Source organism: Rhodococcus sp. IEGM 1409 (genome assembly GCF_030056735.1).
Taxonomy (GTDB): domain Bacteria; phylum Actinomycetota; class Actinomycetes; order Mycobacteriales; family Mycobacteriaceae; genus Rhodococcus_F.
Genome location: NZ_JASHKN010000001.1, coordinates 1,190,583 through 1,196,719, shown reverse-complemented (window position 1 = coordinate 1,196,719; position 6,137 = coordinate 1,190,583). Strand labels below are relative to the sequence as shown.

Here is a 6,137-nt window from a genome sequence, read left to right as displayed (position 1 = left end):
GAAGTGTCCACGATGTCCTGACACATATGTGTCCACTACGTCATGACACATCACAGGTAGCGCGAACTACCAAAAAGGCGCACGGGGCCGGAGGCCCTAGGGCGTCACCTGAGCCAGCATCATCTGCTCGAAACCCTCACCGTAAGGCGGAAGCATTCCCCACTCGCCGCGCGGATCATGCTGCGCTGCTTCGAATACCGTTCGCGCGTGACTGAACTCGAGGAAACCCTCGCGCCCGTGGTAGTGCCCGATGCCCGAAGCCCCGACGCCGCCGAAGGGTGCATCGCTCAGCCCGGGGTGAGACATCGCGTCGTTGATGGTGACGCCGCCCGAGACGGTGCGTTCGAGTACGGATTGCTTCTCGTCCAGATCGGTTCCGAAGTAGTACAGCGCCAACGGCTTCGGCCGTGAATTGATGTCGGCGACGACGCTGTCGAGTTCGTCGTACGGCAGGATCACGACGGCCGGCCCGAAGATCTCCTCTTTCATGATCTGCGCGTCGGTCGGAGGGTCGACCACAATTCGCAGTGGACGACGACGAGTGTCTGCGGAGAGTTCTTCGTCGGGAACGGTGATGATTCGTGCTCCACGCTCTGCGGCGTCCGCGATGTACCCCTCGATGCGTGCGAGGTGACGCTCGCTGACTATCGAGACCATGTCTTTGTTGTCGGCGATCGTGGGGAACAGTCCTGTGAACTGATCGGTGAATGCGTCGATGAATGCTTCCGTGTTCTCGCGCGGGACGTAGATCAGATCGGGAGAGACGCAGAGTTGACCGGCATTGGTCGACTTCGCGATAGCCAAACGCGAAGCAGCAGAGTTGATATCGGCACTGCGGCTCAAGACGCTCGGTGACTTGCCGCCGAGTTCGAGGGTGACCGGAATCAGGTTCTTCGCAGCATTGGCCATGACCAGCTTGCCGACGGTCGTGCTGCCGGTGAAGACGAGGTGGTCGAAAGGCAGCGACGTCAGCAGATCAGCGACTTCCGGGCCGCCGGTCACCACCGCGACCTCCAAGGGGTCGAGCATTCGACGCGCTGCCTCGGCCAGGACAGCCGCAGTGTTGGGCACGATCTCCGACGGTTTGAGAACCGCGCGATTTCCCGCTCCCAGAGCGCAGGCCAGTGGGCTCAGGAGAGTGAAGAGTGGTGCGTTCCAGGTTCCGATGATGCCGATCGAACCCTTGGGTTGGTACGACACGTACGCAGTGGCACCCAGTTGATCCTGCATCGCTCCGGTGGCTCTCGGTGAGCGAATCATCCACTCTTCGAGCGAATCACGAACATGCTTGAGTGAAACCATCGATCCCAGAACGTCATTCATGACCGAGTAGGCCGGAATCCGACCGCCGAAGTCTTCATTGATCGCTTCGGTCAAATCCTTGTGGTTTGCCACCAGGAGATCGACGATGCGTTGGATGCGCTCGCGTCGTGTCTGCGCGGACGGAAGCCCGGCGGCGCGAGTTGCTTCCTGCTGGGCGCGCAGTATCCGTTCGAGATCGGTGGTGACGGCGACATCGGTGCTCATGGGCACTCCTCGTAGTGGCGAAGTATTGACCGGACCGTATCGACGCGGCGCGAGCGGATGCCCTTTTCGTCTCGTTGACCGGGACGGATTCGATTGGTAGAGAGAACACATGTCGCAGACACAGGTAGAAAACACTGCAGTGAAAATTTCCGTCGAGGAATCGGTGGGACTCGGTTTCCTGACACTCGATCGGCCGGCGCGCCGCAATCCGCTCTCGGCGGAGACCATGCGCGAGGTGACGGCTGCCCTTCTCGAGTTGTCTGCTGACGAGCGCGTGCGGGTTGTCGTCGTGCGCGCCGAAGGCCCGGTGTTCTCCGCGGGCCACGATCTGACGGAGATGATCGGGAGAACCCTCGAGGACGAGCGGGCGATCTTCGACGGCTGTACCGAGATGATGGAGACCGTGCAGCGGATTCCGCAGCCGGTGATTGCCTCAGTCCAGGGCCCGGCTATCGCGGCGGGCTGCCAGTTGGCCGCGTCGTGTGATCTGGTTGTTGCTGCGTCGAATGCTGTCTTCGGTACTCCCGGCGTCAAGATCGGACTGTTCTGCTCGACGCCCATGGTTGCTCTGAGCAGGGCGGTAGGGCGCAAGCGGTCGATGCAGATGTTGCTGACCGGTCAGACGATCGACGCCGAGACCGCTGCGGACTGGGGTCTGGTGAACTTCGTCGTCCCGCCCGAAGACCTGGACCGGGAGGTGCGCGAACTGGCCGCCAAGATCACGACGGCCAGCCCCTTGACGGTGAAGATCGGCAAGCAGGCGTTCTATCACCAGATCGATCTGCCGCAAGCGCAGGCGTACGAGGCGATGGCGGAAACGATGGCGACCAATGCCGTGACCTGCGACGCTCAGGAAGGTATGCAGGCCTTTGTGGACAAGCGAAAGCCCGAATGGCGCAATAAGTAACGATCGCTCTTCCGGTTTAGTTGGACGTCCTATAACCTGAGGCGCATGAGCCTGGATCCACGCACCAATACCGTCGACGGAGTGCTTCGGCGCTCGGCAGCCAAGTACCCCGACCGCGTAGCCGTCGTCTTCGAGGATCGCACCCGCACGTACCGCGAACTCGACGACGCGGTCACCCGGGTCGCGGCCTATCTGCTCGGTCTGGGTCTCGAACACGGCGACCGCGTCGCGGCGTACGGAACCAATTCCGACGCCTACGCAATCGGATTCCTTGCTTGTGCGCGAGCAGGTTTGGTGCACGTTCCGGTTAACTACGCACTCAAGGGGGACGAACTCCGGTACCTCGTGGCGCAGTCGGGCGCCCGGGCGGTGTTGGTGGATCCGGCGTTGGCGTCGACGCTCGACTCGGTCCGCTCCGACCTCGATCTCGACCACGTGATCGCACTGCGGGATGCGGAACTGTCGGTGGTCACGATCGGTGAGGCAGGGGAGGTGCCGGTCTTCGAACCGCGTGCGACGTCGACGGATCTGGCGCAGCTGCTCTACACCTCGGGCACCACCTCGAAGCCCAAGGGCGCCATGATGTCTCACGGTGCGCTCGTTCACGAGTACGTGTCCTCGGTGATCGCGCTGGGGCTCGACAAGAGCGACAACCCACTGATCTGCATGCCGATGTACCACTCCGCGGGCATGCACGTCTTCATGCTTCCGTACCTGTCCGTCGGCGCGACGGTCAGTCTGATGCAGGCGCCGGACATCCCGGAGATCCTGCGCCGTGTCGAAGCCGAAAAGATCGGATCGCTGTTCCTGGCTCCGACCGTGTGGGTACCGCTGGCCAACCATCCGGACCTCGAGACCCGCGATCTGTCCTCGCTGAAAAAGGCGCAGTACGGCGCCTCGATCATGCCGGTCACCGTGCTCAATCGCCTGCGTGATCGCTACCCGGACATCGGCTTCTACAACTGCTTCGGGCAGTCCGAAATCGGTCCACTGGCAACAGTTCTCCAGCCCAGCGAGCATGCTGATCGTCCGTCTTCCTGCGGTCGCGCGGTGTTCTTCGTCGAAACCCGCGTCGTCGACGCCGACGGAAACGACGTCGCCGACGGTGAGTCCGGTGAGGTTCTCTACCGCTCGCCGCAGCTGTGCAACGGCTACTGGGAGAATCCGGAAGCCACCGCCGAGGCCTTCCGCGACGGCTGGTTCCATTCGGGCGATCTGGTCGTGCGGGACGAAGAAGGTTTCATCACGGTCGTCGACCGGATCAAGGACGTCATCAACACCGGCGGCATCCTGGTGGCGTCGCGCGAGGTCGAAGATGCGGTCTACACGCACCCCGCAGTGGCAGAAGTTGCCGTGATCGGTACTCCCGACGAGAAGTGGATCGAGGCCGTCACCGCGATCGTCGTGCTCAAGGACGGCAACGACGAGTTGACGCCCGAGGCGTTGATTGCCCACGTCAAGGAACGGATCGCTCCGTTCAAGGTGCCCAAGCACGTCCGTTTCGTGGCCGAACTTCCGCGAAATCAGAGCGGCAAGCTACTGAAGCGGGAACTGCGCACCGTCTGAGACTTGCTATAGGTTCTGCCTTACCTTCGGTTCGTTTTCAGGTCTTTGACTCCGATTGCCTCACGGTATTGACTTCGGAGGACGGCATGGACTTCGGAAACAGCAAGGTGAGTGGTGGGAATGCAGGTCGATGCAGATGACTTCGCAGATATCTTGGCGACTGCGCGGGAGTTCATCCGAAAGGAAGTAGTTCCGCGTGAGCAGGAGATAGCCGACACCGACGCCATTCCTGAGGACATACGCAAGAAGGCCGCAGCCATCGGGCTCTTCGGCTACGCGATCCCTCAGGAATGGGGTGGGCTCGGACTCGACCTCACCCAAGACGTCGAATTGGCAATGGAATTCGGCTACACGTCCCTGGCGCTGCGCTCGATGTTCGGTACAAACAACGGAATTGCCGGGCAGGTATTGGTCGGCTTCGGTACCGACGAGCAGAAGGCTCAGTGGCTCGAGCGCATCGCCTCCGGTGACGTCGTCGCTTCCTTTGCTCTGACCGAACCGGGCGCGGGCTCCAACCCGGCCGGCCTTCGGACCAAGGCAGTTCTGGACGGATCCGACTGGGTCATCGACGGCAACAAGCGGTTCATCACCAATGCTCCACTGGCGCAGCTGTTCGTGGTGTTCGCACGCACCCGCCCGGCGGACTCCGATGGCCCCGGAATTGCAGTGTTCCTGGTTCCGGCCGACACACCGGGCGTCACGGTCGGCCCCAAGGACAAGAAGATGGGTCAGGAAGGTGCTTGGACCTCCGAGGTCACCTTCGACAACGTCCGGGTTCCCGAGTCGGCCCTCGTCGGTGGCGACCAGGACACCGGATACCGCGCAGCGATGACGTCTCTTGCACGCGGACGAGTCCATATCGCTGCGCTCTCGGTGGGAGCAGCACAGCGAGCGCTCGACGAATCTGTCGCGTTCTCCGTGGTCACGGAACAAGGCGGCACCGCTATCGGCGACTTCCAGCTTGTTCAAGCGATGCTGGCAGACCAGCAGGCCGGTGTCATGGCCGGGCGCGCGATGGTGCGTGAGGTGGCCGCGCGGTACGTCAGCGGTGAGGATCGACGTCTCGGCCCCTCGGCGGCAAAGCTTTTCTGCACCGAGATGGTGGGCAAGGTCGCGGATCTCGCCGTGCAGATCCACGGCGGCAACGGGTACATGCGCGGTGTGCCGGTCGAACGCATCTACCGTGAAGTTCGCCTGTTGCGCCTGTACGAGGGAACCAGCGAAATCCAGCGACTGATTCTCGGCGGTGGGCTCGTGGCGCAAGCGAAAAAGCAAAACCAGCGCTGACATCTTTCTTTACCTGACGAGCTTTAACCTCACGAACGGAGTGGACATGGGATTGTTGGACGGCAAGGTCGCAGTGGTGACCGGCGGAGCGCAAGGGATCGGACTCGAGATTGCGCGCACCTTCATCAAGGAAGGCGCGACCGTCGTCATCGGCGACATCAACGAAAGCGTGGGAACGGCTGCGGTCGCCGAACTCGGCGGAGAGTCGGTCGCCCGTTTCGCTTCCTGCGACGTGCGGGACTCCGGACAGGTCGAGGCAATGCTCGATCTGGCTGAAAGCGCTTTCGGTCCAGTCGATGTCATGGTCAACAACGCCGGTATGACTCGCGATGCCACGATGCGGAAGATGACCGAGCAGGACTTCGACGACGTGATCGCCGTTCACCTCAAGGGAGCGTGGAACGGGACACGCGCTGCCGCCGCCCGCATGCGTGAGCGCGAAACCGGCGCAATCGTGAACATCTCGTCGATCTCCGGCAAGGTCGGGATGCTCGGGCAGACCAACTACTCCGCCGCCAAGGCAGGCATCGTCGGCCTGACGAAGGCCGCGGCAAAAGAGGTCGCGTTCAAGAACGTTCGCGTCAACGCCGTTCAGCCCGGACTGGTCCGCACGGCAATGACCGAGGCCATGCCTGAACGGATCTGGAACGAGAAGCTGGCCGAGATTCCGATGGGGCGCGCAGCCGAGCCTTCGGAAGTTGCTTCGGTTGTACTGTTCCTCGCGAGCGACCTCTCGAGCTACATGACGGGCACGGTTCTCGAGATCACCGGCGGCCGCCACATCTGATCAGCCCTGTTCGAGTGCAAAAATTCTGAGTGTAAAAATTCTGGGTGTAAAACTTCTGGGGTG

General features: G+C 62.1%; 5 protein-coding genes. 4 read left to right on the top strand and 1 reads right to left on the bottom strand.

Features of this window, described 5'->3' with window-relative positions:
• Nucleotides 1-96 precede the first annotated feature (96 nt).
• A complete protein-coding gene (locus QM716_RS05890) occupies nt 97-1,527 on the bottom strand; it encodes a coniferyl aldehyde dehydrogenase (protein ID WP_283302983.1) in 1,431 nt (476 codons plus the stop codon).
• A gap of 109 nt (nt 1,528-1,636) precedes the next feature.
• On the opposite strand from QM716_RS05890, the gene QM716_RS05885 reads away from it, so the two are divergent.
• The 4 genes from QM716_RS05885 (at nt 1,637) to fabG (ending at nt 6,074) form a co-directional block, all read left to right on the top strand.
• Nucleotides 1,637-2,434 (top strand): enoyl-CoA hydratase, encoded by a 798-nt coding sequence (locus tag QM716_RS05885; protein ID WP_283302981.1) that lies wholly within the window; start codon nt 1,637-1,639, stop codon nt 2,432-2,434.
• Nucleotides 2,435-2,479: 45 nt separating this feature from the next.
• On the top strand, nt 2,480-4,000 hold the full coding sequence (locus QM716_RS05880; protein ID WP_283302979.1) for an acyl-CoA synthetase: 1,521 nt from the start codon (nt 2,480-2,482) through the stop codon (nt 3,998-4,000).
• Nucleotides 4,001-4,120: 120 nt separating this feature from the next.
• Nucleotides 4,121-5,287 carry an acyl-CoA dehydrogenase family protein gene (locus tag QM716_RS05875; RefSeq protein WP_007729538.1) on the top strand — a complete coding sequence of 389 codons (1,167 nt, stop codon included), beginning with the start codon at nt 4,121-4,123 and terminating at the stop codon, nt 5,285-5,287.
• Nucleotides 5,288-5,333: 46 nt separating this feature from the next.
• Nucleotides 5,334-6,074, top strand: coding sequence for a 3-oxoacyl-ACP reductase FabG (gene fabG / locus QM716_RS05870; RefSeq protein ID WP_283302977.1), 741 nt, complete (start codon nt 5,334-5,336; stop codon nt 6,072-6,074).
• The last annotated feature ends 63 nt before the right edge of the window (nt 6,075-6,137 follow it).

What these genes read in the sequence shown, in the direction of transcription:
- fabG (WP_283302977.1), top strand. Translation starts at nt 5,334, where the DNA reads ATGGGATTGTTGGACGGCAAGGTCGCAGTGGTGACCGGCGGAGCGCAA.
- QM716_RS05885 (WP_283302981.1), top strand. Translation starts at nt 1,637, where the DNA reads ATGTCGCAGACACAGGTAGAAAACACTGCAGTGAAAATTTCCGTCGAG.
- QM716_RS05880 (WP_283302979.1), top strand. Translation starts at nt 2,480, where the DNA reads ATGAGCCTGGATCCACGCACCAATACCGTCGACGGAGTGCTTCGGCGC.
- QM716_RS05875 (WP_007729538.1), top strand. Translation starts at nt 4,121, where the DNA reads ATGCAGGTCGATGCAGATGACTTCGCAGATATCTTGGCGACTGCGCGG.
- QM716_RS05890 (WP_283302983.1), bottom strand. Translation starts at nt 1,527, where the DNA reads ATGAGCACCGATGTCGCCGTCACCACCGATCTCGAACGGATACTGCGC.